Source organism: Rhodopirellula baltica SH 1 (genome assembly GCF_000196115.1).
GTDB lineage: Bacteria > Planctomycetota > Planctomycetia > Pirellulales > Pirellulaceae > Rhodopirellula > Rhodopirellula baltica.
Map to the genome: position 1 here is coordinate 1,390,686 of NC_005027.1, position 25,111 is coordinate 1,415,796.

General features: G+C 55.1%; 17 protein-coding genes. 10 read left to right on the plus strand and 7 right to left on the minus strand.

Annotated elements, in window-relative coordinates:
* Nucleotides 1-73: 73 nt before the first annotated feature.
* Complete coding sequence (truA, locus tag RB_RS05290; RefSeq protein ID WP_011118979.1) at nt 74-904, minus strand: tRNA pseudouridine(38-40) synthase TruA; 831 nt, start codon at nt 902-904, stop codon at nt 74-76.
* A gap of 27 nt (nt 905-931) precedes the next feature.
* On the opposite strand from truA, the gene RB_RS05295 reads away from it, so the two are divergent.
* A complete protein-coding gene (locus RB_RS05295; RefSeq protein WP_164921558.1) occupies nt 932-1,393 on the plus strand; it encodes a hypothetical protein in 462 nt (153 codons plus the stop codon).
* An 84-nt stretch (nt 1,394-1,477) separates the two neighbouring features.
* On the opposite strand, the gene RB_RS05300 is transcribed toward RB_RS05295, so the two are convergent.
* Both RB_RS05300 and RB_RS05305 read right to left on the minus strand, forming a co-directional pair.
* A complete protein-coding gene (locus RB_RS05300) occupies nt 1,478-2,830 on the minus strand; it encodes a vitamin K epoxide reductase family protein (RefSeq protein ID WP_164922727.1) in 1,353 nt (450 codons plus the stop codon).
* Nucleotides 2,831-3,264: 434 nt separating this feature from the next.
* Nucleotides 3,265-4,029 (minus strand): AraC family transcriptional regulator, encoded by a 765-nt coding sequence (locus RB_RS05305; RefSeq protein WP_011118984.1) that lies wholly within the window; start codon nt 4,027-4,029, stop codon nt 3,265-3,267.
* A 230-nt stretch (nt 4,030-4,259) separates the two neighbouring features.
* Here RB_RS05305 and RB_RS05310 point away from each other — a divergent pair, with 230 nt between their 5' ends.
* The 4 genes from RB_RS05310 (at nt 4,260) to RB_RS05325 (ending at nt 13,586) form a co-directional block, all read left to right on the plus strand.
* A complete protein-coding gene (locus RB_RS05310) occupies nt 4,260-7,565 on the plus strand; it encodes a PSD1 and planctomycete cytochrome C domain-containing protein (RefSeq protein ID WP_011118986.1) in 3,306 nt (1,101 codons plus the stop codon).
* Between the two features lie 79 nt (nt 7,566-7,644).
* Nucleotides 7,645-9,078, plus strand: a complete 1,434-nt coding sequence (locus RB_RS05315; RefSeq protein ID WP_164921559.1) for a DUF1501 domain-containing protein — start codon at nt 7,645-7,647, stop codon at nt 9,076-9,078.
* Nucleotides 9,079-9,093: 15 nt separating this feature from the next.
* Nucleotides 9,094-12,063 (plus strand): PSD1 and planctomycete cytochrome C domain-containing protein, encoded by a 2,970-nt coding sequence (locus RB_RS05320; RefSeq protein ID WP_011118988.1) that lies wholly within the window; start codon nt 9,094-9,096, stop codon nt 12,061-12,063.
* Nucleotides 12,060-13,586 carry a DUF1501 domain-containing protein gene (locus tag RB_RS05325; protein WP_011118989.1) on the plus strand — a complete coding sequence of 509 codons (1,527 nt, stop codon included), beginning with the start codon at nt 12,060-12,062 and terminating at the stop codon, nt 13,584-13,586. The genes RB_RS05320 and RB_RS05325 overlap by 4 nt, the downstream gene beginning before the upstream one ends.
* Nucleotides 13,587-13,741: 155 nt before the next feature.
* Here RB_RS05325 and RB_RS05330 read toward each other — a convergent pair whose 3' ends face one another.
* Entirely contained in the window at nt 13,742-15,271 is a 1,530-nt protein-coding gene (locus RB_RS05330; RefSeq protein WP_164921560.1) for a sulfatase-like hydrolase/transferase, read from the minus strand.
* 232 nt (nt 15,272-15,503) lie between these two features.
* Between RB_RS05330 and RB_RS05335 the strand changes: the two genes are divergently transcribed.
* The 4 genes from RB_RS05335 to RB_RS05350 all read left to right on the plus strand — a co-directional run bounded on the left by RB_RS05335 (nt 15,504) and on the right by RB_RS05350 (nt 17,970).
* The gene (locus tag RB_RS05335; RefSeq protein WP_011118992.1) at nt 15,504-16,427 is read left to right on the plus strand and encodes a family 16 glycosylhydrolase; all 924 of its coding nucleotides are present in this window, start codon (nt 15,504-15,506) and stop codon (nt 16,425-16,427) included.
* A gap of 125 nt (nt 16,428-16,552) precedes the next feature.
* Nucleotides 16,553-16,879, plus strand: coding sequence for a hypothetical protein (locus RB_RS05340; protein ID WP_231846243.1), 327 nt, complete (start codon nt 16,553-16,555; stop codon nt 16,877-16,879).
* Nucleotides 16,880-17,078: 199 nt separating this feature from the next.
* Complete coding sequence (locus tag RB_RS05345; protein WP_164922728.1) at nt 17,079-17,477, plus strand: hypothetical protein; 399 nt, start codon at nt 17,079-17,081, stop codon at nt 17,475-17,477.
* 31 nt (nt 17,478-17,508) lie between these two features.
* Complete coding sequence (locus RB_RS05350) at nt 17,509-17,970, plus strand: hypothetical protein (RefSeq protein WP_231846245.1); 462 nt, start codon at nt 17,509-17,511, stop codon at nt 17,968-17,970.
* A gap of 187 nt (nt 17,971-18,157) precedes the next feature.
* On the opposite strand, the gene RB_RS05355 is transcribed toward RB_RS05350, so the two are convergent.
* Both RB_RS05355 and RB_RS05360 read right to left on the minus strand, forming a co-directional pair.
* Nucleotides 18,158-19,690 carry a sulfatase gene (locus RB_RS05355; protein WP_011118996.1) on the minus strand — a complete coding sequence of 511 codons (1,533 nt, stop codon included), beginning with the start codon at nt 19,688-19,690 and terminating at the stop codon, nt 18,158-18,160.
* 149 nt (nt 19,691-19,839) lie between these two features.
* Nucleotides 19,840-20,862 (minus strand): rhomboid family intramembrane serine protease, encoded by a 1,023-nt coding sequence (locus RB_RS05360; protein ID WP_011118998.1) that lies wholly within the window; start codon nt 20,860-20,862, stop codon nt 19,840-19,842.
* Here RB_RS05360 and RB_RS05365 point away from each other — a divergent pair.
* Entirely contained in the window at nt 20,856-24,137 is a 3,282-nt protein-coding gene (locus RB_RS05365) for a PVC-type heme-binding CxxCH protein (protein WP_165447205.1), read from the plus strand. The two genes, RB_RS05360 and RB_RS05365, sit on opposite strands and share 7 nt — an antisense overlap.
* An 86-nt stretch (nt 24,138-24,223) precedes the next feature.
* Here the strand turns inward: RB_RS05365 and RB_RS05370 are convergent, their stop codons facing one another.
* Complete coding sequence (locus RB_RS05370; RefSeq protein WP_164921561.1) at nt 24,224-25,090, minus strand: SIMPL domain-containing protein; 867 nt, start codon at nt 25,088-25,090, stop codon at nt 24,224-24,226.
* Nucleotides 25,091-25,111: the final 21 nt, after the last annotated feature.

Below are 25,111 nucleotides of genomic sequence, written 5' to 3' on the forward strand. Positions count from 1 at the left end.
TTCGACCGTAAAACCCGCGGTTTATCGTCGATGACGATGAAGTTTTGATGAACATTGTTTCGAATGGGTCCGCTCATTCGATCACGTCGGGTTCTTCCACCTGAAACACTTCGTCGGGGTAGTCGACTCGGCAAAGGAACAACCCTTGAGGCGGCGCGGTCGGGCCTGCCATTTTGCGGTCGCGGCTGGCCAGGACCTCATCGATCCAGTTAGGCGATTTCTTCCCTCGGCCGACCTCCAGCATGGTGCCCATCAGGTTGCGAACCATGTTGTAGAGGAAACCTTCTCCATCGATTTCAAAACACCAGTGCTCGCCCTCCAGTTCCGCTCCGGTTGGTCCGGTGGCAACGCGAGGAATCCAACGAGCCGAATGGATTGTCCGAACGGTCGACGGTCGTTCAGCGCCGGTTCCCTGAAACGCTTTGAAATCGTGACGCCCGACGAACTTTGCCGCTGCCGATTGCATTGCCGAATGATCAATCGGACCACCAACGCGATTGACAAAGCGATTCGCGAATGGATCGCGACTGCCACCGACTTGAACGAGATACTGATACTGCTTTCCCGTCGCATCGGCGATGGGATGAAATCGTTCGCGAGTCTCACGGACCGCTTTGACGCGAATGTCGTTTGGCAGTTTGCTGTTGATCGCGCGCTGCAGGGCAACCGTGTCGGCCTTCCAAACCGGTAATACACATCGAGCTACCTGCCCGATCGCATGAACTCCCGCGTCAGTTCGGCCACTGCCCAAGACTCGCACCGGACGACCAGCCAACGGTCGAATGACGCGTTCCAGTTCGGATTGAATCGACCGCTGTTCAGGCTGGACTTGCCAGCCACAATATTCGGTACCGTCGTAAGCGACCGTCAGATGAAACGTGCGAGGGCGATCGTTGGCTTGCAATTCATTTCTCTTTGGAACCGGTTCTCAATGACTCACCGCATTCGATTGCGACGCCCCTGGACCCGCGAAATTTTCTGCGATGGCCAGTCGGTGCATCGAGCGGAACGCATGGACGTTCCGGACACGTCGGGTGCATCCGAGGTTCCTACGGGCAATGATGTGCCCGGGCAGGTAACCCGGTCGGAGTATCATGCCATCTATCGACGGCATTTCAATTGCCCCACTGGATTGGAAGACGGTGATCAGGTGTCAATCGAAATTGACCCGGAACCGAATCAGCGTTTTGTGGTGCGACTGAATGAACAGGAGATCGGCACAAACGACCTGGCGGGGATGCAGGTTGAAACCGCCAGCGAAGCAATCCGACTGCCACTTCCGAAGCCGTTGTTGGGGCAGAATCAAATCGAGATCGAGTTGCGATCCAACGAGGCATCGAGTCCGCCGCTTTGCGTCTCAGAAGTCGCCCTACGAATTGATGCGGCGGTATGACGAGAGTGGCTTACATTCCCAGTCTGTGCTCGCACCGGATAGCTTTAGATTGCTCCACCGGATGGGAACCAACACCACGTTTGTTTACAGGTGTTGTTCGATCAACCGGATCATTGATTGAGAAGATTCAACCGCTCCGACGGTGGTTGTCTTTGGAAACAACAACTTAGGAATCGTTCCGGCGCCCGCACGCTGGTAAAGCTGCACGTGTTTCTGGATGTACTCGGTAGGAGTCGGACCGCTGACGATCGATTTCAGCTTGGCTTCGTCAACGATCTTCGATGCATGCGACAACGCTTGCGAATAGTTGGACTTGGACTCGAACAGGAACGAATGGAAATCGGCAAACTTTTCTCGGTCGACCAACCAAACCGCGACGGCTAGCTTTGCCAAATCACAAGCTTCGCGATGCGAAGCGTGCGTGCTCTTGATCTCAGGATTGCATTGGCCATCAAGTGGAACCGGCAACATGATGACGGCCAATCGGTCACCAAAGTGTTGTTCGGCGGCCTTGAGTGATTCGTGAGTCCGTTGGCAATGCGGGCATGTGTAATCGAACATTTCGACAAAAACCATTTCCGCGTCTGGCTTTCCAACGAGCGGCCAATCTTTGGTTGTCAATCGAACACCACCCAAGATTTCCGCGGTCTTTGGAGTGTCCGATGCGGAGTCCACTTCCGCCGAAAGCAACGACGCTGGGTTCACCATTGCCATTGCGAAACGAGCCGCATCGAATTCAGCGACTTGGCTGATCAAACGGTTTGCTTCATTGATGTTGCTGACCGATTCGGGTGGAGCAAACAGTCCATCGATGACTTCACCTTTTGCAGAAGCATCGCCGGCCGGTGCTTCGAATACGCCAGGTGCGGCGAATGTTTCAGAACCATCATTTGCTCCAGGAGCACTGAAGGTCGCCGGTTGAGCGGTGTGTTCGATCACTTCAAATGTCGGTGGTGGTTCCGTGGCGACTTGCAGCGTGATCAACACAGCCAAGCCTGCCGCTGCGGCGGGAGCGACGTATCGAAGTGATGGAGCATGAGTCGGACGGCTGAACAGATACGTGCCGGCCAACACCAATCCGGCGATATGAGCGACCATGCAATATGGGCACAGGTGACCAAGTGCGAAGATTTGAAGACCCAGGAACCACAACGCCGCACCACCAGCCGTCAGAGCCGCAACGCCCAGAGCACCCGTGCGAACTCGTTTCCAGAACAGGCTGATCGGACGGAACAAAAGCAACGAGATGACGGACAGGTGAGTCAGAATCGCTGGGACGCTGACCGGCACGGTGGCAACTTTCGACCAACGACTGTGCAACACATGCCCGCAATCAAAGACACTTCCGCCGGAACAGCCTGCGACCGGTGACGAGGTGAATGAGGTGTACGCCAGGTAACTGCTCGTCACCAAAGCAATGACGCTGCACGCCAACATTGTCCACCATGCAGTCACTCGGATACGAGGCACCGCACCGCTCGTCGGCATCCTCCAATTGAGGGGCGATTGAGGTTGGCGGTTGACCGAGGAGTGCAGATCGACAGTGGCCATGATGGATCCAAAGAAAAGTCTGGTGGGAAATCTTGTTGCGGTGGATCATCGGAATTGCAGGTTGTGTGCCAATGCGATACGCCGCCATTCAAAATCCAGCAAATCCCGGCAATTGCACGGATTGCAGTGCTCACGGGCGTCGGTGCGACCATTGAACGACCAATTTGAAAGCAAATGAACCATCCGCAGATGTCCGAGAGGCGTTCGTCTTAGGCCCGGTAGAATTCACCTGAAACGCTTGTCGTCAAAAGTGTCGCATTTTCTGCTTGTGACCGTCTCAATTTGGGAAGGGGCGGCGAGCTGGGCGAGATCGTTAGACTTCAGCCAAGAGGGCTGTAGGTTCGTCGGTATTCGGTCGGAGTGATGCCCGTCGACGCTTTGAATTGCCGTGTCAGATGGCTTTGGTCGTAAAACCCGGTGGAGGCGGCAATGCTGCCGATCGCTTCCTGTGTCGACTCGAGCAAATGTCTGGCGACACCAACTCGGACTTCGCGGATGTAGTGGTTCGGCGTGATTCCAAACAGCCGAATGAATTCGCGGTGCAGCTGGCTGGGTGACAAGTTGGCTTCCCGTGCCAAGTCCGCGACCGCGATTTGTTCGCCATAATTTTGTGTCACGAACTGAACCACCTTGAGCAACCGCAAATGTCCGCTCTCGGGGGCATCCGAATCATGGTAGGGCCGCTTGACTCCCGCCAAAGCAACCACGTCGCCGGCTTGATTGAGCAACGGAATCTTATTGCAGGAATAGATCTGAGGGACACCGCGGCTGTCGGGAACCAGCCAAATTTGATCCGTCAAAGTCTCGCCCGAAGCGACCACACGTCGATCCTCCTCGATGTACTGAGTTGCCGTTGCCGGTGGAAAGAAATCGAGGTCGGTTTTGCCAATGATCGACGATTCATCCTCGACGCCAACGACGCGGCACACCACGCGATTGGCCCGTAGATAGCGTCCGTCAGCCGCTTTGACGTACATATAGACTTGCGGCAAATAGTCGAACAGCTCCAAACAGGCCATCGGGTTGGCAATGCTGTCAAAAAGATCGGTTCGCCAGTGGTTGATGTCAGATAGTGCTTTTGTCATGCGAGGATTTTACAAATCAATGCAACGAATCGGCAAGACACGGACGAATCGGTTGACAATAATGAATGACTGGTGGCGGCGGCCTCGAGATCAGCGGCTTCGAGATCATTCGTTCCGACCTTGCCGTCGCTGCCCCGCCTTTCGTCGAGTGCTCGCCATCATGCGAGTGAACTCGCAAAGCGACCTCCCTCCCGTCGCTGATTTGTCTCCTATCCGGTCACGCAGATTGAATGAGTGAACTCATCGTCCATGATCTTCGAAGTTTGAACGATTCACCGATTGGCTTGATTGGGTGTGCGCATTCGTTCGAAACAACCGAGCTGTCTGAATCGCATCCGCATCCACCCGCGGAGAGTTCTCGATTCTTTGGCAATCCGGTCTGTGTCATCCTTCTCACGTCGCTTGGTTGGATTATCACCTCGCTCGTCAGTGTGACTGCTCTGCAAGCGGATGACGTTTCTTTCTCCCGCGATGTTTTGCCGGTCTTATCGGACCGATGCTTTCATTGCCACGGTCCTGACGAAGGCAACCGTGAGGCGGATCTGCGGTTGGATGTCGAGTCGGCCGCCAAAGAGGATCGTGGCGGATACGCCGCGGTTCAGCCTGGTGATTTGGACAACAGCGAAATTTGGTCTCGGATCATTTCTGACGATGAAGACACGTTGATGCCGCCTCCAGATTCACATCGTAAACCGTTGTCGGAGAAAGAACGCGAAGCGATTCGACAATGGATTGCTGAAGGAGCACCCTGGGGCAAGCATTGGTCTTTTGAGAAATTGACTCGGCCTGAGGTTCCTGAGTCCGATAGCGAGGAGTCCGACTCAAATCCCATTGACGCATTCGTTGCTGACAAACTTGCCGAAAACGAATTGTCACTCAGTCAGCCTGCTGATCCAATCACACAGCTTCGCCGGCTTTCGTTTGACTTGACCGGCATGTCGCCGACACCCGACCAGATCGCTCGGCTAAGTGACGCCACTGACGAAACCCGAGAAGAAGTCTGGAAGAGCGTCGTCAAGGAATGCCTCGAATCACCGCATCACGCCGAACGCATGGCTATGTGGTGGCTCGATGCCGCGCGGTATTCCGATTCGGATGGTTTCCAACAAGACGGCACTCGCGAAAACTGGCCTTGGCGTGATTGGGTGATCGATCAATTCGCCAACAATCGGCCGTTCGACGAATTCACGATCGAGCAGTTCGCCGGTGACTTGTTGCCAGACGCGACCGCGGAACAAAAACTGGCGACGTGTTTTCATCGCAATCACATGACCAATGGCGAAGGCGGACGCGACCCCGAAGAATCTCGCATCGACTATGTCATCGATCGAGTCAACACGACCGGAACGGTTTGGTTGGGGCTGACGCTTGGTTGTGTGCAATGTCACACGCACAAGTTCGATCCGATCACGCACCACGATTACTACTCATTGTCAGCGTTCTTCAACAGCATTGATGAAGATGGCAATGCTGGGATGCGAGCCAAACCGTATCTGGAATTCGAGTCGCCCAAGGTCGATCCTCAAGCCGAAGAGTTTGCGACGTTTGTTGAGGAGTGCGTAAAAGCTGAAGTCGCCGAAAAACAGCGAGCTGTTGAACGCTTCGATACCTGGCTGTCCGAATTCCAAATCGACCCACCAGCGGAACACTCGGTGTGGCACACGCCATCGCCAAAGCTAAACAGCAGCGAAGGGACCGAATTCGACATCCAGGACGATCGCATCGTTCAAACGAAAGGGCCGACGCCGGTCCAAGACGACTACCGCGTGGTCATGCAGATACCTGATGACATGCCGCGTGTTACTGGGGTTCGCATCGAAGTCTTCCCGCACGAATCACATGTTGACGGACGGTTTTCACGTGACGGAAATGGCGAGTTCACGCTAACCAGCGTTCTGGCGATGGGCCGTCGAGATGGCAGTCCCTCGGAAAGCCAGTTAGAGTTTGTTCGTGCCAAGGCGGACTTTGAATCAGATGAAGAACGCAAGACAGAATGGGACAAACGTTACGCGAAAATCAACAAGACGCTCAACGACGACGCTCGGGACGGTTGGACAACCGAAGGAGCCGAAGATATTCAGCCACACGTCGGTGTGTATGAGCTTGCCGAACCATGGGACGTCCAACCCGGCGATCGATTCGTCGTTTTGATGCGTCAACGTTCCACTCACGGCCATGCAAACATCGGACGCTTCCGAGTTTCGTTGTGCTCGGAGTTTGGCGAAACCGTTCGCCGCGTGGATGGTGGCTCCCCCAAGGCTGAGTTGGTTCAAGCATTGAACAAGCACCGAGATGACGAAACCGTCGATGAGTCAGATGCCAAACTAATTGACGACGAACTTCGCAAACGTTTGCTGGAACAATTCTTAATCGCTGATTTGGAATACCAAGACGCCAGCGGACGATTGAAACGAGCTCAAAAGCAACTCGCCGATTTGAAGAACCAAGCCAAACCTCGCAAGGTGATGGTCTTGAGCGAACGGGAGGAACCTCGCGAAACTCACGTGCTGTTGCGAGGAGTTTGGGATGCGAAAGGCGATGTCGTTGAACGAACCGTTCTGCCGAGCGTGCTGGAATGGCCCGCCGAGAAGACTCGCACTCGTTTGGATTTGGCCAATTGGATTGTCGATCCCGAGAACCCACTGACCGCTCGTGTGATGGCCAATCACATGTGGCAATTGATGTTTGGTGCCGGTTTGGTGCGAACGCCGGGTGACTTTGGTTTGCAAGGCGAACTGCCAACGCATCCAAAACTGCTTGATTGGTTGGCGGTGGAACTGATCGAAAGCGATTGGGATCTGCGGCATCTGCTACGACTGATCGCGACCAGTAAAACGTATCGACAAAGCAGCGTCATTTCACCGGAGTTGTTGGAACTCGACCCCGAAAACCGTTTGCTTGCACGAGCACCCCGGTTCCGTTTGCCTGCTTGGATGATTCGCGACAATGCATTGCGAGTCTCGGGATTGCTCGATCCAACCGTCGGCGGCCCGCCCGTGTATCCCTATCAACCGCCGGGCGTATGGGCGGAGATCACCATGGGACGGTTTGACTATCAACCTAGCCTCGGTTCTAGGCAGTACCGACGGACGATCTACGCGTTCTGGCGTCGCAGCAGTGCACCGACGTTTCTGTTCGATAGTGCCCAGCGTCGCGTTTGCGAAGTCGGCGTGCGACGCACGAACACTCCGCTGCATGCACTGACGTTGATGAATGACGCGACCATGTTGGAAGCGTCCCGAGCATTCGCGGATTCACTCGTGAAGCAATCCGACGCATCCGCTTGGGCTGATCAAGCAAATTATCTATCCACCCAAGTATTGTCTCGCCCGCTCAGCGACGACGAATGCGAGGCGTTGCGAATGGTTTGGACGCGAACAGATGACTACTACGGCGATCACGTTGACCAGGCAATCGAGTTTTGCACCGTCGGCCAGATGGAGTCGCCCGATGCTAGCGTAGCTGCCAAAACCGCGGCTTGGATGACGACCGCCAGTTTGATTCTGAACTTAGACGAAGCCATGACGCGTGAATGAGTTTCACCAATCCATTCATGTCAAAGATCAAACGTCACGGCAAACAATCATAAGACGCCGCCTTTCATTCAAAGATCCAATGCATCACCAAGAAACCCATCTGCAGCTCGGTCGGCGTAGCTTCCTTTCGCAAGCCGGCTTTAACTTCGGTGCTCTCGCCGCGGGTGCGATGCTGGGCGACGAGCTGGCCGCCAGCGAGTTGAAGTCCAGCCTGCCGCACTTCGCGCCCAAAGCCAAACGCGTGATCTTCTTGACCCAATCCGGCGGTCCTTCGCAGATTGAGTTGTTCGATCACAAACCAGAGCTGCCAAAGCTGGCCGGTACCGAACTGCCCGATAGTGTCCGCCAGGGCCAACGGCTTACCGGGATGACCAAGAACCAAAAGCAATTGATTCTGCCAGCGATCACAAAATTTCACCGCCACGGTGATTGCGGACGATTGGTTGGCGAATGGTTACCGCATATCGGTGCAATCTCCGACGATTTGTGCTTTGTGAAATCGATGGTCACTGATGAGATCAATCACGCACCGGCGATGACAAAATTCTTGACCGGTCACCAGCTCCCCGGTCGACCCAGCTTTGGTGCCTGGGCGAGCTATGGTTTGGGCAGCATGAATAGCAATCTGCCCGATTACGTCGTGCTGATTTCAAAAATGAAGCGGCCCAGTGATCAACCTCTTTATGACCATTATTGGGGCAGCGGGTTTCTTCCGTCCAAACATCAGGGCGTCAAGCTGCGTAGTGCAAAGGATCCGGTTCTGTATTTGAACGACCCCGATGGCTTTCCACGGGAATTGCGTCGTGAAATGCTGGACGGATTGGCGGGGATGAACCGTCTGCACCACACTGAAACTTTGGATCCCGAAATCGAGACCCGTATCGCTCAATATGAGATGGCGTTTCGGATGCAAACCAGCATTCCGGATCTGACTGACTTGAGTGATGAGTCCGACGAGACATTTGAAATGTACGGTCCCGATTCGCGTCGGCCGGGCAGCTACGCCGCCAACTGCATTTTGGCTCGGCGTTTGGCCGAGCGTGACGTGCGGTTCATTCAATTGTTTCATCCCGATTGGGACCACCATTCGCGGCTGAGTTCCTGGTGCGTTTCGCGATGCGTTGATACCGACCAACCCAGTGCCGCGTTGGTCAAAGACTTGAAGCAACGCGGTTTGCTCGACGACACGTTGATCATTTGGGGCGGCGAATTCGGACGCGGAGTCGCTGGTCAAGGCAAATGGGATTCACCCGAAGCCGGTCGCGATCACCATCCCCGCTGCTTCACGATTTGGATGGCCGGGGCTGGTATCAAGCCCGGAACGTCATACGGGCAGACGGATGACTTCAGTTACAACGTTGTCGAAAATCCGGTTCATGTACGTGACTTACACGCCACAGCACTTCATGTGTTGGGCATCGACCACGAGCGTTTCACCCACCGCTATCAAGGTCTCGATTTCAAATTGACTGGGGTGGAATCGTCCAACGTCGTTGATGACATCTTGGCATAACTTTCGCAGCTTCGCTTGGATGGTTTTTGTTTGGCCGCTTTTCCCTCTCACCGTTCCTTCGATGCTTTCATGACTCATTGGATCAAAACAGTTGGCCTGCTCAGCGTGCTGAGTGGATTCGGCGTGGTCGCTCACGGTGACGAGGGCGAACATTCCGGTCAGGATGCAGCGCACACCCATGCGGAAGCTTTGCCGGAAACGATCGATTTCAACGAACACATCCGTCCGATTTTTAACTCTCACTGCGTCGCGTGTCATGGTGGAGTGAAGCAGGCAGGTGATCTGTCGTTTGTCTATCGCGACAAGGTTCTGCCGCCGGATGGTTGGGTGGTGGAACCAGGAGATCCTGATGAGTCGATCGTGATCGAACGAATCACGACCGACGATGAATCGGTGATCATGCCGCCCGCGGAACACGGACCGCCACTTCCAGAGTACGAAGTTCAACTGATTCGGCGATGGATCGAGCAAGGTGCAAAATGGGGCGAGCACTGGGCGTACGAAAAACCTGCACGCCCCGCCGTGCCCGATGTCGCCAACGTTGATTGGTGTCGACAAGCGACGGACCGATTTATCTTGGCAAAGTTGGAAGAAAATGGCATCTCACCGGCCGCCGATGAAGTTCCAACGCGTTGGTTGCGACGAGCTTCATTGGACTTGATCGGTTTGCCACCCACGCCCGACGAAGTGACCGCCTTCGAGGCGGCGATCGAAGCACAGCAAGAACATGCGTACGAAGATGCTGTCGATCGGCTACTGAATCGTCCCGAGTTCGGCGAACGATGGGCCAGCGTTTGGTTGGATCAAATTCGCTACGCCGATTCGAAGGGTCTCGGACTCGATGCTCCTCGAAAAGCATGGAAGTATCGCGACTGGGTGATCGATGCGTTCAATCGAGACATGCCCTATGACGAATTCACCATTCGCCAGATCGCGGGCGACTTGTTGCCCGATCCCACTATTGAAGATTACGTCGCGACCGCCGCCCAACGACTCACGCAATCGAACGAAGAGGGCGGGACCGATGACGAAGAGTTTCGAATCGAGGCGATTCTTGATCGCGTCAACACGACTTGGCAGGTTTGGCAAGGAGTCACATTTGGATGCGTGCAATGCCACAGCCATCCGTATGACCCGTTCGAACATGACGAGTACTACGAATTCGCGGCGTTCTTCAACAACACCACGGACTCGGACTTGGACGAAGATTGGCCGGTGTTGAAGGTGCCGGTTGATTCGGCTCACTACGATCAAGCGGCCAAGCTCGATTCGCAGATCCGCCCTTTGCAACGGAACATTTGGGCTCAGGAGTACGAACTGCTCTCAGATGAAACTCGTTGGAAACCGCTGACCGGCCTGGCGGCTTCGACCAACAAGGCCACGCAAGTCGCTGTGGAAACGGTCGGTGATCATGACGAATACCACACCGTCGGAACCGTAGCTCGAAACACGGACATCACACTTCGGTCGCCTTTGCCAAAGTCCGTCGATTCACTCACTGCGATCCGTTTCACGGGCATGCCGCTGGACCCCGAAAAGGCGGTTGCCGATTCGGAATGGGGATTTGTCCTTTCGCACGTCGAAGCCAAGTTAATTCCTGCCGATGGCGGCGAACCGACACCGATCGAATTCGCCGATGTGATTTCCGATGAGCCTGATCCGTTCCATGATCCCAACGGCAGTCTCAACGATGAATCGAATCACGGATTCGCCGCGTACACACGCATTCACTACCCCCGCTCCGCCGCGTTCTTGCTGAAGGAAGCTTTGGCTGTCAGCGAGGGATCGCAAATCGAATTCACGATCAAGCACCGGATCTACTTGCTGTCCGCTTTCTCGTTGGTCACTCGTCGAGGGCATTTGGCGGTATCGAGCGATCCAGAGTTCCAAGCGTTGTTGACGGATCAGTCCCTGCAGGATCAACGAAAAGAACTTGCCGAATTGAAATCTCGACGCGACAAGATTGAAACCACGACGGTGCCGATTTTGGCCGAACGAGAGTCGCACTTGGCTCGACCCAGCCACGTGTTCATTCGCGGTCTGTTTTTGACGAAGGACAAGCAAGTCCAACCCGACACACCGCAGGCCTTCCCGCCTTTGTCGGCCGGCGATCAACCGCCGCGGTTGGCTCTCGCACGTTGGTTGGTCAGCGATGAGAACCCGCTGACCGCGCGGGTCGCGGTGAACCGAGTTTGGGCTCAGCTTTTTGGAATTGGCTTGGTGGCAACAGAGGAAGACTTTGGTTCTTCCGGAGAGGCACCATCGCACCCGGCTTTGCTCGATGAGTTGGCGTTGCGTTTCAAAGACACTCACCAGTGGAAATTCAAACCGCTTATTCGAGAAATGGTGCTGTCTCGGACTTATCGGCAATCCAGTGTCGTTCGAGATGATCTGATGGACGTGGATCCGGCCAATCGGTTGTTGGCACGTGGTCCCCGACACCGTTTGGATGCCGAGACCGTTCGCGATCAAGCTCTCGCGATCTCTGGATTGTTGAGCGACAAGATGCACGGGCCGCCGGTTCATCCACCCATCCCCGACGGTGTTTGGACTCCGTTTGCATCTTGGGACAAATGGAATACTGCGAAGGTTGATGACGGGAATCGCTATCGACGTTCGCTTTATACCTACACCAAACGCAGCATTCCGTTCCCCATGTTCGCGGCCTTTGACGCTCCGTCGCGAGAATTTTGCACGCCTCGCAGGCTACGGTCCAACACTCCGGTCCAAGCCCTGATGACGCTCAACGATCAAACTTTCGCGGAGTGTGCCAATGCCTTCGCCGCTCACATGAGAACGTTGTCCGACGATCCTTCGGAACAAATCCGGTTGGGTTTTGTTCGTGTAGCGTGCCGAGAGCCTTCCGGTGGCGAACTTGATGAATTGGTCGGACTGCATCAACAACTTGGCCAATTGAATACCGGCGATCCCCTGGCGATGGTTGCCAATGTGCTTTTGAACCTCGATGAGGTCTTGATGAAATGATTGACTTCCAAACCATGCATTCAACGAATAACGCTTCGCGGAAATCGCTAGCATCGGAGCTCTACGCTGGCTCGTTGCAACACTCGACGCGTCGACACTTCCTGCGTGATTCCACGTTGGGTCTGGGCGCGATTTGGATGGCGATGCAGCAGAACCAGGCATCGGCGCGAAACGTCGTGGTCCCTCAGCATTCACCAACGAATCCGCTCAGCCCGATCAAGCCGCCGCTACCGGCGAAGGTCAAGCGTGTCATTTTCCTGCACATGATTGGCGCCCCCAGCCAACTGGAGTTGTTCGACTACAAACCGGAACTGAAACGACTCGATGGCAAAGATTGCCCGCAATCCTTTTTGGAGGGCAAGCGTTTCGCGTTCATCCAAGGCACGCCCAAAATGCTGGGGCCGCAGTATCCGTTCGAGCAACACGGTGAGTCGGGAGCTTGGGTTTCCGATCGGATGCCACATTTGGCAAAACAGGTCGACGACATCTGTTTCATCAAATCGATGCAGACAGATCAATTCAATCATGGGCCTGCGCAACTGATGGTCCACACCGGGCAAACTCGGATGGGCAATCCATCGATCGGATCTTGGGTCACGTGGGGATTGGGCAGCGAGAACGAAGATCTTCCCGGCTACATGGTGTTGTTGTCGGGCGGTCGGTTGCCTCGAGTTGGCAAAGCCCTGTGGAGTTCCGGATTCTTGCCTTCGGTTTACCAGGGCGTCCAGTGTCGATCCAAAGGCGATCCGGTGTTGAATATTTCCGACCCGCAGGGCACGACTCGAGAAGCCCGACGAGCGATGTTGGATTCGCTCAATCGTCTCAATCAAACTTCTCACGAAACGTTTGGGGACCCCGAGACCATCACTCGAATTGCCCAGTACGAGATGGCGTTTCGAATGCAATCGGCGGTGCCCGATGCGATGGATATTTCCAAGGAACCACAACACGTCCTGGACAGCTACGGTGCCGAGCCCGGCAAGGAATCATTCGCCAACAACTGTTTGCTCGCCCGACGATTGGCTCAGCAAGGCGTTCGGTTCATTCAGCTTTACGACTGGGGTTGGGACTCGCACGGTGCCGGAAAAGACGAAGCGCTAAACGAAGGCTTCAAAGACAAGTGCAAACAAGTCGACCAGCCCACCGCTGCGTTGCTTGCCGATTTGAAGGCCAACGGAATGCTCGAGGACACGCTCGTGATTTGGAGCGGCGAATTCGGCCGCACGCCGATGCGTGAGAACCGTGGCGGGACCGAGATGACCTTCGTCGGTCGGGATCACAACCCGTCCGCATTCACGCTGTGGATGGCTGGCGGCGGTGTCAAAAAAGGAGTGACGTATGGCGAATCAGACGAAGTGGGCTACACCGCGGCAGTTGATCCGGTTCATCTGCGAGACTTCCACGCGACGTTGTTGCATTTGCTCGGGTTTGACCATCAGAGCCTTGTCTATCCGTTCCAAGGTCTGGATCAAAAGCTGACCGGCGTCAAACCAGCCCAAGTGGTTCAAGGCATTCTCGCATGAGGAAGTGAGCCAGGTTGATTGGGTATATGGCTGCTTTGGCGAGCCATTGCCTTTCCGGGACAATCGGGATCGCCAGGTGAGACCTGGCCTACGTTGATTTGCGATTTGCATTCGAGAATTTGCACTTTGGAATCACCCCGTTTCAAGATGATGCCTTACCGACGCCCTTCCAATTTCTTTTCCATTGCGCGAAGTTTCGCGTCCAATCTTTTGATCACTGCCTGCGAGCCCGGATTGCGGATCAGATTCACTGTTTCATCTGGATCCGTCGTTAGGTCGTAGAACTCGTCGCAGCCTTCATTGTGTCGATCGCGGATCAGCTTGTATTCCGGCGTGCGATAGCCGCGGAGCGATGCGACGGCGTAGTTGATCATGTCGTACTCGAAGTACTGGGCTTGGTCCCAGTCGTCCTGTAGTTCACCCTTCAACAGTGGCGACAAATCGCGGCCGGGCAAGTCTTTGGCTGATGAGCCATCGCCGGCGATCGCACATAATGTCGGGAACCAATCCAAATGCGATGCGGTGGCTTCGATCACGGCCGAAGGTTTGACCACGCCCGGCCAACGGACGATTGCCGGTACTCGCAGTGAATGGTCATAAAGATTTGGTCGGTATTTGTCCGAGATCACTCGGGTACCTTGGTGAAATTTGCCTGGTGGCTTTTGCCTGGTCGCCCAGATCCCGTTTCCTTTGTGGTAGATCCCGTGATGGCCCATGTTGAACCCGTGATCCGAGGTGAAGATCACAATGGTGTTGGACGTCAGTTCTTGTGCATCGAGCGTTTTCAGCAACCGCCCAAGATTGCGATCGACTCCTGACGTGCTCGCCAAGTACTCCTTCATCTTCTTGCGAACCCAGTCCGTATCAAGGTCCGGGTATTGAGGGATCGTTGGATCCATCTCTTCGTATGGCTGCCAGTCTTCGGGTGCGACAGGCAACCACCGACCGTGAGGTGCTCGGGTGGACAGGCACAAGAAGAAGGGGCGGTCAGCGTTTTGTTCCACGAAATCAATCGCATGATCGGTCAAGATATCAGTGGTCAAACCTTGGAACTGTTGAACCTTTCCGTTGAGTTCCAATTCGGGGTTGTCTGGCGTCGTTCCACCTCCCGTCAAACCCATGAACGAATCAAATCCGTGTCGCGTCGGGTGCTTCCCCGAATCGCCGTTCGCTGTCCAATCACCGAGGTGCCATTTGCCGACCAAACCGGTTGTGTATCCCTGTTGCTGCATCACTTCCGCGAAAGTCACGGTGTTGTCGGGATCCAAATGAATCGGTGAATCGGGATCGTAGAGTTTGTGTCCGGGTTGTGGGATAAAATCCTTGATCCCCAGTTCGCTGGCGTAGCGACCCGTCATCAAAGTTGCGCGAGCGGGACTGCACACCGGCGTGGTGCAAAAGAAATTGCGAAAGACGGCACCTTCGGCCGCCAAACGATCCATGTTCGGCGTCGAGGGAATTGGCACGTCCGAAAACTGCCCCGATCGAACCGCTTCCGCGAACGCCCAGGGTGCTTGGTCGTCGGTCAGTACCAACACCACGTTGGGTTTCGCGGCCCAAGCCGTACCGGCCGAGAGTGTGCCCAGTACACATACGCACCCGAGCAAGCCAACTGACATGGCTTGTCGGAGAATCGAGTCAATCATCATGATCAAAGCAGCATTCGAACATTGTCGGTGAGTCATTGGATAGAGCGGCAGATAATATCCTCCCAAGTCAACGGTTGCGCTCGAGCGGCGGAGCAGTTTTGCCAAGTCAATCGTTCTCGTTCGCCTCGAAGTGTGGTTCTCGGATTGCCCGCACCTTTGTGACTTCGCGAATGCCTGTTTCGACGGGCTCCTTGGTATCATCTAGATCGTTCGAGCTTGTCGGCTTGTTTTCTGCTTTGATGACCCATCATGTATCCGTTGGACTGAAATGTTTCGTACTCTCACGCTGCTCTTGGTCATCTTCGGTGCACCGTCGTTTGCATGGTCACAGTCCAACGAAAATTCGAAACCCTTGACCGCGAAGCCGGGAGAAAAGTGGGCGATCAAATGGAATCGATCGGACGATTTCAATCGTGACTCGGTTGATTGGAAGAAGTGGAACAAGAATCCCGAAAACTTTGGTGCGTGGACTTGGGACAATGAAACAAATGCAGTCGCCGCAAACGGCGTGCTCACGCTAACGGTCCGCCGATTGAGGCAGGACGACACCAAGGCATCTCGGCGGGATCAAAGCGGAAATCCGACGCCGTTCACTTCCGCGATGCTGAAGTCCTACGCGGTAGGGACGTACGGATACTACGAAGCGAGAATCAAGGGTTCGCCTGTGTTTCCCGGCGTGTGCCCTTCGTTTTGGATGTACAGCAAAATCGACGACTCGATCATCGAGAAAGAAGCGGTTCGCTACAGCGAGATTGACGTCGTGGAGATGTCTCAGCGAGGAAATCGTATTGAGGGAAACGAACGGATCATGGATCACAATCTCCACTCGATCTTGTCCAACGGAACCGGCGGCATCGCGGGCAGAAGTTGGCAACGCCCCAACGACGCGAGATTTAAAGCGACCCAAGCGATTGAGTATCACGCTCCATTCGATCCTGGGCAGGACTTTCACACCTATGGATGCAACGTCGGACGTGATGAAATCATTTGGTACGTCGATGGGATCGAGGTCGGGCGGCAAGAGAACACGTTTTGGCACCGGGAGATGAACGTTGCAATCTCGCTGGGTTTGCGTGAGCCATATGCGGTGTTCGGCAACAATCGTTTGCGTGCCAACGAGTCACATCCGGCGACCGAATTCCCAACCAACATGCAAATCGACTATGTCCGGGTGTGGGAACTGGATGAGTGACCGTGAAGTGTGCTTGGCCGCATGGACCAATTCTTCTACGAGATAGGTTTCTTTGGATCACCATGCGAGCCTGAAAGACAATTGGTATTCTTTATCACTTCCATTTTCGATCGCAGGTGATTCCGATGAACGAACCGAGTCCGTATCAGTCGTCTGAAATGGCCCCTCAGAACGAAGTCTTGCTGACCGATAGTGGTTATTCGATCGGCGAAGGGCAAATCGCTCTGGCTTGGTTTCTGTTTGTCGTTGTGGCGACCATTGGCGGGGCTGTCGCCGGCGCGTTCGCAGGTGCTTTCATTGGAGGCGTTCTCGGTGGTTTGGGTCAGCCCACACAAGCGATGCGAATCGCCAGTGCATTGGCGGGATTTTTTGCTGGACTGCCGGTTTCGTGGCTGACCTTTCGATGGCAAGTTCGACGACTTCTGGCAAAAGCTTCCGCTACATCCAATTAACGACAATGGTGATATTTGGTACCTGGTTCAGTCCAAAGCCATCCGCATCGACAACCGCAATAGTCGTTACGCGGTCACCTGAGCCAGAACGGTATGCTGTTTGTGTCGAACTTGGATTGACTTGTTGAACGTGAAGTCGGGAACTGAGATGAGTCTTGACTATGAGAGACGCGGACAGTTCGCTCTGGTTCTCGCAACTGTGAGGCGGACGCAATCTCTGCCCGGCGGTGAAATCCGCGGTCTGCCCAATGGACGTGTTGTCGGCGGATTGAAAGGATTTCATTTGTTCGCGTGTCAGCTCGCCGAGGCCGAAAAAGAAGATCAGCACGGGCGGACACACAAATCGTTGGACCAGGTGACTCAATTGAGAAACGAATTCAACGTGATCGCGAGTCGTTGGCAATCATCGATGGCCGGATTGTTGCAAGGCATCCGGTCGGGCCAGGACGTGAAAAACTTGGAACGTCTCAAGCGGATGAAAGCAGCACAGCTCGAGATGGGGCGATTGATCGACACCGCTCAAAAGGCATTCAAGGATTTGATTGCTAATTTGAACACTGCCGAGTCCGACGCCGGGAAGAATACGTGCGATGAATGATAGAGCGTCACCGAGCGTGACGACCCAACGGATGAAAACGATTGAACACCCGGCAAGTGACAGCGTCTTAAATCCATATCAAAGCCCGCCTGAGTGCACGGAGATTGTTGAAAGCGATCCCGATCAGAGCATGTTTGAGCGGGAGCGTAGCTTTGCGGTGCCGCTCTTGATCTTGTCGACGGTTGCTCTGTTCATCAGTCTGACTGGGACGCCGACGGCAAATCTATTGCGGTCTTACCCGTTAAGATTGAATGGGTATCTCGCTTACGTTTTGGCGATCGTGGTGCATTTTGTTCAGTGGTTCGGTGCACGCAGCATGTTCGCGGGTAGGAAAAGGGCGTTGTCCTATCTCGCTGCGATTCTGTGCTCCATTCCGATTCTGTCCCCGCTTGTCGCTTTCGGGGTCCCATTCGGCATGATGGCAGTCGTTGCGCTGATCCTCGGCGATGTTGGTGTTAAAGGAAAACGAATTCCCGCCACTTTGGATTCATAGGACCGAGTTGTTTAATCTGAGGTCGTTCTATGTTTCAGCGATCCAGGGAACTCGCGTCGTTTGATTACGGACAGCCTGGTGAGCGATTTTGACGTTTGCCACGGTTGATCATGGAAACCGTGGCTAGCGCCATGCGGCTGATATGTCGAGCGTCAACAAGAGGTCATGTTGGCGATGGACGCTTGGATCAAAAGTCAGATTTCGCCGAAGGTGCCTTTTCCGAAAGGTTGAAATGCTTGATTAGGCTTTGTGAGTGTTGTTGGACAACGTCGGGGAATTGGACGGCAACGTTTTGGCTCTCGTTTGGGTCGTTCCGATGATCGTAGAGTTCTTCGGCGATGACATGGTGGTCTTGGATGGATCTCCACTGGGTATATCGCCAGTCGGCAGTTCGGACGGAGTATCCCAAAGCGACCCACTTCTCGCGTGGTGCATAGAACGGATGTTGGTGCTGAGTGAACGCGGCGGTCTTGAGCGTTTGATTGGGGTTTATCAGCAGCGATGAGAGGTCGTCACCTTCGAGATTTTCGGGCAAGTCGTTTGCGATACCGGCGAGCGAAGTGAGCGTTGGGTAAAGGTCGACCAACTCGGTCAAGCAATCGGTTCGGGGCTGCGTTCGGTCGACTCGTGGATCGGCGATGATGAGTGGCACTCGAGCGTCGAGTTCGAAGTTGCTGGTTTTGCCCCACAAGGTCTTCTCACCAATATGGAATCCGTGGTCCGAGACAAACGCGACGATGGTGTCGTTGTCGTGGCCACTTGCTTCGAGGGCATTCAGAATTAGTCCGACTTGAGCGTCGAGAAAACTGATCGAGGCGTAATAGCCGTGGCGAAGATGCCGTTTCAACTCCGGTGACAATTCGGCTTCCTTGGGGATTCCATCGTATCCGTGCAACTCACGCGAAATGTGCATCGCGATATCGGGGACATCAACCGGACTGGTTTCGAGCTGGGGTGATGAAATCTCATCAGGATCGTAGAGGTCCCAGTACTTCTTTGGTGCAACGAATGGCAAATGGGGACGCCAAAAGCCGACGCCTAAAAAGAATGGTGCCGCGTCGTCGGGGTAGTCACGGATGACGGAGGCTGCCAAACGAGCGATTTGGCCATCGCGGTAGGCTGTGTCGGGAACGTCGAGTGTCTCGGTCGCGGGAGCCTTTTTTAGCTTGCGAGCACGGAGAGCGACGGGCGTATTGGAATGCACCGTGTCGGCAGCATGCGTTCCCGCGTGCAAGACTTCGTCCATGGACCAAGATTGGCGGTCTTGGGTGTCGCCCATGTTGTGGAAGATTTTGCCAATGTCCTGGCAATAGTAACCATGGTTTTTGAAATGTTGAGGCAGCGTGACCAATGACGCGCCGTTCGGAGCGGTCTCGCGAAAACTTTTGCGAAGGTCATCGACACCCACCGTCGTGGGGCGGAGTCCGGTCAGGAATGATGAACGCGACGGATTGCAGACGGCTTGTTGGCAGTAGGCTCGATCGAATACCAGCCCGCGGTTCGCGAGAGCGTCCAAGTTCGGCGTGATCGCGTTGGGATCGCCGTAAGGACCGATCGCACAATTCAAATCGTCGGCGACGATCAATAGGACGTTGGGACGATCATCGCCGAGTGCTGGTCGGAGGAACAGCGCTGCGATGGCGAGCGGAGCGAACAGTCGGCAAGTCGTCGCGATGTGATTGAAAGCGATCTTCGGTGAAAACGACAACAAACTGGTCACCTGGCGTCAAACGGGGAGCAAACATGAGTTACGGAGTTTGCCCACAAGTTTAGCTGAACCGTTCGACAGTCGGAGGTTGACTGCCGGAGCGGCGCCGAAGCGGCTTGATCCGGCATACCCGGATGCTTTGACGTTGTGACGACGGTTCGTCAGATGCTCTTGGGGGCTAATGCAGCGACAGCCATCCCGGTCAGAAGGCCACCAACGTGAGCACCGTTGGCGATGCCCTGTATCAGTGGTGTCATGCAAGCAAACATAAACCCGAGCATCAAATAAACATTGAACGGCGGGATGCCCACTGGATACGAAGGTTGGAAGCGAGGTCGAATCCATATGAATCCGAAAACGCCGAACACCGCTCCGGATGCACCAACCGCCATGGGGCTTTCGAGCCAGTCCGGCAAGACGACTTGAACAATCATGCCGATGATATGCGAAGCAAGCAGCAACGATCCAAGAAACCACGAGCCGTGCAAACGCTCAACGACGCTGCCAAGAGTGAACAACGCCATCATGTTGAACACCAAGTGCATCGTCGAGCCATGCAGAAAGGCTGGTGTGACCAACCGCCAGATCTCGCCCTTTTTGATCGAGACCCATGCGTCACCCGTCGTGGCATAATCGATTGGGCTCGCAAAATTCAGAGCCACGACTAGTTTTTCTCGAGCGGTGAGTTGTTCGCCTCGGACCTCTGGGGGAGAGTTGATTTGCTCGAGAATCACTGACAGATCCAACTGCGGATTGAAGTCCGTCGAAACGCTGGCGATCCCACAGATGATGATCATGCCGATGACGACAGGGATATTGCCGGTTCTTGCAGTCCGGCCACCAAAAGCACCTGACGTCCCTCGCAGTTTCTTCTGTGCTTTTTGTTGCAAAGCGAGTTTGCGTTTCTTTTCCGCTTCCTCTTCCTTTCGCAGGCGTGCGGCTTCGGCGGTGACGTCAAACTTTGCCGCGCCGGGTGACTGTTTGAACTCATCCATGGCTTCTCGGGCCGTCGCGACATCTTTCTCGTCGCGAATCCAGATATCATGGGAGCTTTCGTCGTGGTCGACTTTCGCAGGGATCTTCAGGGTCTGCAGATAGTCGTTGAATTGGTCCGCCAGTTTGGGATCGGAAAAATTGCCGATTCGCCGCATATCAATCTTTCTTGTTCGAAACGAAAATGACATCCATGTTCTACGTTGATCACGTCAAAATTGCACGGGTGGGGACACAGCACGGCGGGGCTCAGCAAACGCCGAAATCCCGCCAAACGCGTGAGTGGACATGGGTGAGCTGTTTGTTCACGTTCGTTGTGCTGGGTTTGCCCGCGGCGGCGGATGATTTCCCCACCCCAATCAACACGGAACCTCTCGCAGAATTAAACGCCGACGGCAAGCTCGCCGGGCCCCCTCTGTTGTCTCCGCGAGAAGCAGCCGATTCGCTGGAGATGCCCGCGGGATTCACCGCAACGGTGTTTGCGAGTGAACCAGACGTGCAAAACCCAATTGATTTGGCCTGGGACCGGAAGGGCCAACTGTGGGTTGCGGAGAATTACACCTATGGTCAGCGTGGTGTTTCCTGGCGAGACGACCAACGCGATCGCGTGTTGGTGTTCAAGGACGAAAATCTTGACGGAGTCGCTGAGTCACGTTCTGTATTTTTGGATTCAGTGAGTCATTTGACCAGCGTCGAAGTGGGGCGAGGCGGCGTGTGGTTGATGTGCCCGCCGCAATTGTTGTTTGTTCCTGATGCTGACGGGGACGCGGTTCCCGATGGTCCTCCACAAGTCATCTTGGATGGGTTCACGATCGCGGAGCAGAACTATCACAATCTGGCCAACGGTTTGAGGTTCGGGCCGGACGGCTGGCTGTACGGACGTTGCGGTGGATCTTGTCCGGGGCGAATCGGCTTGCCAGGAACACCCGATGAGAACCGGACGGCACTTGAAGGTGGCATTTGGCGATACAACGTGGAAACGCGTCACTTCGAAGTGCTCTGCCATGGCACCACCAACCCTTGGGGTCATGACTTTGATCGCAACGGAGAGTTGTTCTTCATCAACACCGTCAACGGCCATCTGTGGCATGGCATCCACGGTGCCCACTTCCACCGACCATTCACCTTGGATCCGAACCCCAATGCCTACGAGTTGATCGATCAGCACGCCGATCACTACCACTTTGACACGTCCGGCAAATGGCAAGATTCACGCGATGGAGCGGCGAACGATTACGGCGGCGGACACGCTCACGTTGGCATGATGATTTACCAAGAGTCGACTTGGCCGACCGAGTACCAAGACGATTTGTACACGTTGAACTTCCACGGGCGTCGCGTGAACCGCGAACGATTGGAGCCTCATGGAACGGGGTATGTCGGCAAGCACGAGAAAGACCTGTTCCTGAGCGACGATGTTTGGTTCCGCGGGATGGAAATGTCCGCAGGCCCGGATGGCAACGTGATTGTTTTGGACTGGGCGGACTTGGGCGAATGCCATGAACACTCGGGAGTCCACCGATCCAGCGGTCGCATCTTTCAAATTCGTTACGAAGCCGGGACGCCAGACAACGTGGCCGATCGGTTGACGAAGCTGAACGAACCTGGAATCAACGTTGAGCAAACGATCGCGTTCCAGCTCGGTGGCGACCGTTGGTTCTCGCACCAGTCGCGTTTGCAGGTCGCTGAGGCTGTTGCCAGCGGAGCGGACGCAAGCGAGCTGAACGCGGAGTTGGTCAAATGGTTCGAAGATTACGATTCGACCGATCCACAGCAACGTTTGCGAATGCTCTGGACGCTCAATGTTTCTGGCGGACTGACTCGCAAAACGTTGCTCGAAAGTGTTGCCGATCCATCGCCGCACGTCCGTTCGTGGTGCTTTCGATTGATGGCGCAACACTGGCCGATTGACGATGTGTTTGGACCGACGTCGGCGAGTGTGGCAGCCGAGGAGAAGGTGCATGACGAATACCGTGCTTATTCGAGCGATATCCTGTCGCATGCGGAGGCCGATGTTGCTTCGGTACGATTGACGCTCGCGTCGATTCTGCAGCGTTTGCCTTTGGGTTCGCGAGGTGACTTAGCGGACTTCTTGACGGAATTGGATTCTGGCATCGAGGACGCTGACGATCACAACCAAGGATTGATGATTTGGTACGGCCTGATGTCGAGTGCGGAGAAGCATCCCGACGAGTTGCTCTTTGGCGGTGAGCAGTGCCAAATCCCAACGACCACACGACTCATTTCGCGAGCCTTGGCGGAAAGAGTCGACCAGCATCCGAAGGAATTTTCGCGTTTGGTGACGTCGGTGACTCGACGGCTTCGCGGTGATCACGACTTGGATGGCAAACCCAACGTGGCGTGCGCAGAAGCGTTTCTGGACGGTGTGTCAGCCGGAATCGTGGGAGTCCGAAAGGCTGAGCGACCGGAGGATTGGAGCGATTTTCAAACCGTGTTGTCGGCTCACGAAGAGTTGCAAACCAAGCACGCCGAGACGCTTCGGAAATTGAACACATTGTTTGGCGAAGGCCAAAGTGTCGGCGAGATGGCGATGATCGCTGGTGATGCGAACGCAGATGTCTTGGAACGATTGGCTGCGGTCCGCGGTTTGATCGAAACCAGAGGGGCAGATGATGCCATCGCCGATTCATACATCGTTCGATTAGCAATGCCACTAATCAAGGACCCTCGCGTTAATGCAAAGTTGGCTCCGGCGTTGTCGACCATTGAGTTGCCCGAAGTGGGAAGTTTGTTGCTCGACAACCTGAATCGATTTCGTGCACCGCGGCGATCGGGCGTGGTGGGGCTCCTCTGTTCCCGGGACGTTTTCGCCGACGTGCTGTTGACAGCGATTGAGCAAAAGAAGCGTCCCAAGGACATTTTGACCGCTTCTCATGTGCGAACGATTCTTTCACTTGAGAACAATGCGTTGACCGAGCGAGTCGAAAACGTTTGGGGGCGAATCAAGGACACGCCTGACGATCGCAAACAAGAAATCGACCGTTGGACGCAATCTTTGACACGTGAACGATTGAGTCGGGCAGATTTGCCAGCCGGCCGGGCTTTGTTTCAAACCGCGTGTGCGAACTGTCACCAATTGTTCGGAACCGGAAACAAGGTCGGACCGGATTTGACGGGGGCTCAGCGGAGCGATCTTGGATATCTGTTGCACAACATCGTTGACCCTGATTCGGTGGTCGGGGCAGATTACCGTGCGACCAAGATTGTCACTGTGGATGGAAGGCTGTTGGTCGGTTTGGTGACTCAACGAACGCGGCAGACCACGACAATCGTTGCTGCCGATCAGACGTGGGTTCTGCCCAACGATGACATCGAACTGGAGTCGGTGACTGAGCAATCACCGATGCCAAGCGGTTTGTTGCAACCGATGACGGAGCAGCAGGTGGTCGACTTGATCGGATACCTGAAGAGCCCGACCCAAGTCGCGTTGCCGGACGGGAAGTAGGTGGGCGTTTGTTGCGATGGAGCAGCACTCGATCCGAATTCTGGCGAATCCGGCTACGGTTGAACGGTAGGTTTGTTGCTTAGCACCTAGTTTTCGAACTCGGTGTCGCTGAGTTCGAAGACGACCTGGACTGACGCGGAGAGTGTCATCAGGCCAGCTTCGATTGAGCCGCCCGAGGATTCGGATCCAAACAATTGCATGCTGGTGCTGAATGGATCGGAACCTCGGGATGTTTCCTGAACGCTCAGCACGCGAGCGACTTTGGCATCGAGGGCTCCCGCCATGTCACTGGCCTTTTCACGCGCGGCAGCGATCGCTTTGATGCGAGCGGCGCGGCGATGTTGAATCTGATCGGAGTTCATCCACTGGATACCAGCGATGGAGTTGACTCCGCGTTCCAGGATTCCGGTGTAGACCGTTTCAAACTGCTTGATGTCTCGGACCATGATCGTCAACTGCCGGCTGGCCGAATATCCGATGGGTTGGTTCTTCTGCAGTTGATCACGAATGTTTGAGGTGGGAGCTTGGTTTGGAGCGACTTGCTGTGGCGTTGAGTCGCCAAAAAGATCGTCGAGCCCTTGCGACTGCTGCACCGCGTAGGTTTGCTTTGCGTATTGCCCCTTTTGACCTTTTGGGTAAATGGGTGAAAGCACGATTGATTCCGTACGTATGTCCTTGGCTTCGATCCCTCGGCTCTTCAGAAACTGCACCACGCGGTTGACTTGCTCGGAGGTTCTGCGGGCCGCGTCGGTTACCTCTTCCTCCCGTGACTCAATCGCGAAACGCAACGTCACGCTGTCGGGTGCAACCTTTGTGTCGGCGGTGGCGTGCACGGTTAATTTCGACCGAGTGTCGATGCCTTCATCCGCGATGCAGTGCGTCAACGGCAGGGCAGTGGTCGCGGTGATCGCCGCAATGATCACACGGGATTTCCAAACGTTGCGAATTGACATGCGAGGGCTCCTTGGATGGGG

Coding starts and splice junctions, on each gene's coding strand:
- RB_RS05295 (WP_164921558.1), top strand. CDS start 932: ATGACTCACCGCATTCGATTGCGACGCCCCTGGACCCGCGAAATTTTC.
- RB_RS05300 (WP_164922727.1), bottom strand. CDS start 2,830: ATGTTGGCGTGCAGCGTCATTGCTTTGGTGACGAGCAGTTACCTGGCG.
- RB_RS05305 (WP_011118984.1), bottom strand. CDS start 4,029: ATGACAAAAGCACTATCTGACATCAACCACTGGCGAACCGATCTTTTT.
- RB_RS05310 (WP_011118986.1), top strand. CDS start 4,260: ATGAGTGAACTCATCGTCCATGATCTTCGAAGTTTGAACGATTCACCG.
- RB_RS05315 (WP_164921559.1), top strand. CDS start 7,645: ATGCATCACCAAGAAACCCATCTGCAGCTCGGTCGGCGTAGCTTCCTT.
- RB_RS05325 (WP_011118989.1), top strand. CDS start 12,060: ATGATTGACTTCCAAACCATGCATTCAACGAATAACGCTTCGCGGAAA.
- RB_RS05330 (WP_164921560.1), bottom strand. CDS start 15,271: ATGACTCACCGACAATGTTCGAATGCTGCTTTGATCATGATGATTGAC.
- RB_RS05335 (WP_011118992.1), top strand. CDS start 15,504: ATGTTTCGTACTCTCACGCTGCTCTTGGTCATCTTCGGTGCACCGTCG.
- RB_RS05340 (WP_231846243.1), top strand. CDS start 16,553: ATGAACGAACCGAGTCCGTATCAGTCGTCTGAAATGGCCCCTCAGAAC.
- RB_RS05350 (WP_231846245.1), top strand. CDS start 17,509: ATGAAAACGATTGAACACCCGGCAAGTGACAGCGTCTTAAATCCATAT.
- RB_RS05365 (WP_165447205.1), top strand. CDS start 20,856: ATGACATCCATGTTCTACGTTGATCACGTCAAAATTGCACGGGTGGGG.
- RB_RS05360 (WP_011118998.1), bottom strand. CDS start 20,862: ATGTCATTTTCGTTTCGAACAAGAAAGATTGATATGCGGCGAATCGGC.
- RB_RS05370 (WP_164921561.1), bottom strand. CDS start 25,090: ATGTCAATTCGCAACGTTTGGAAATCCCGTGTGATCATTGCGGCGATC.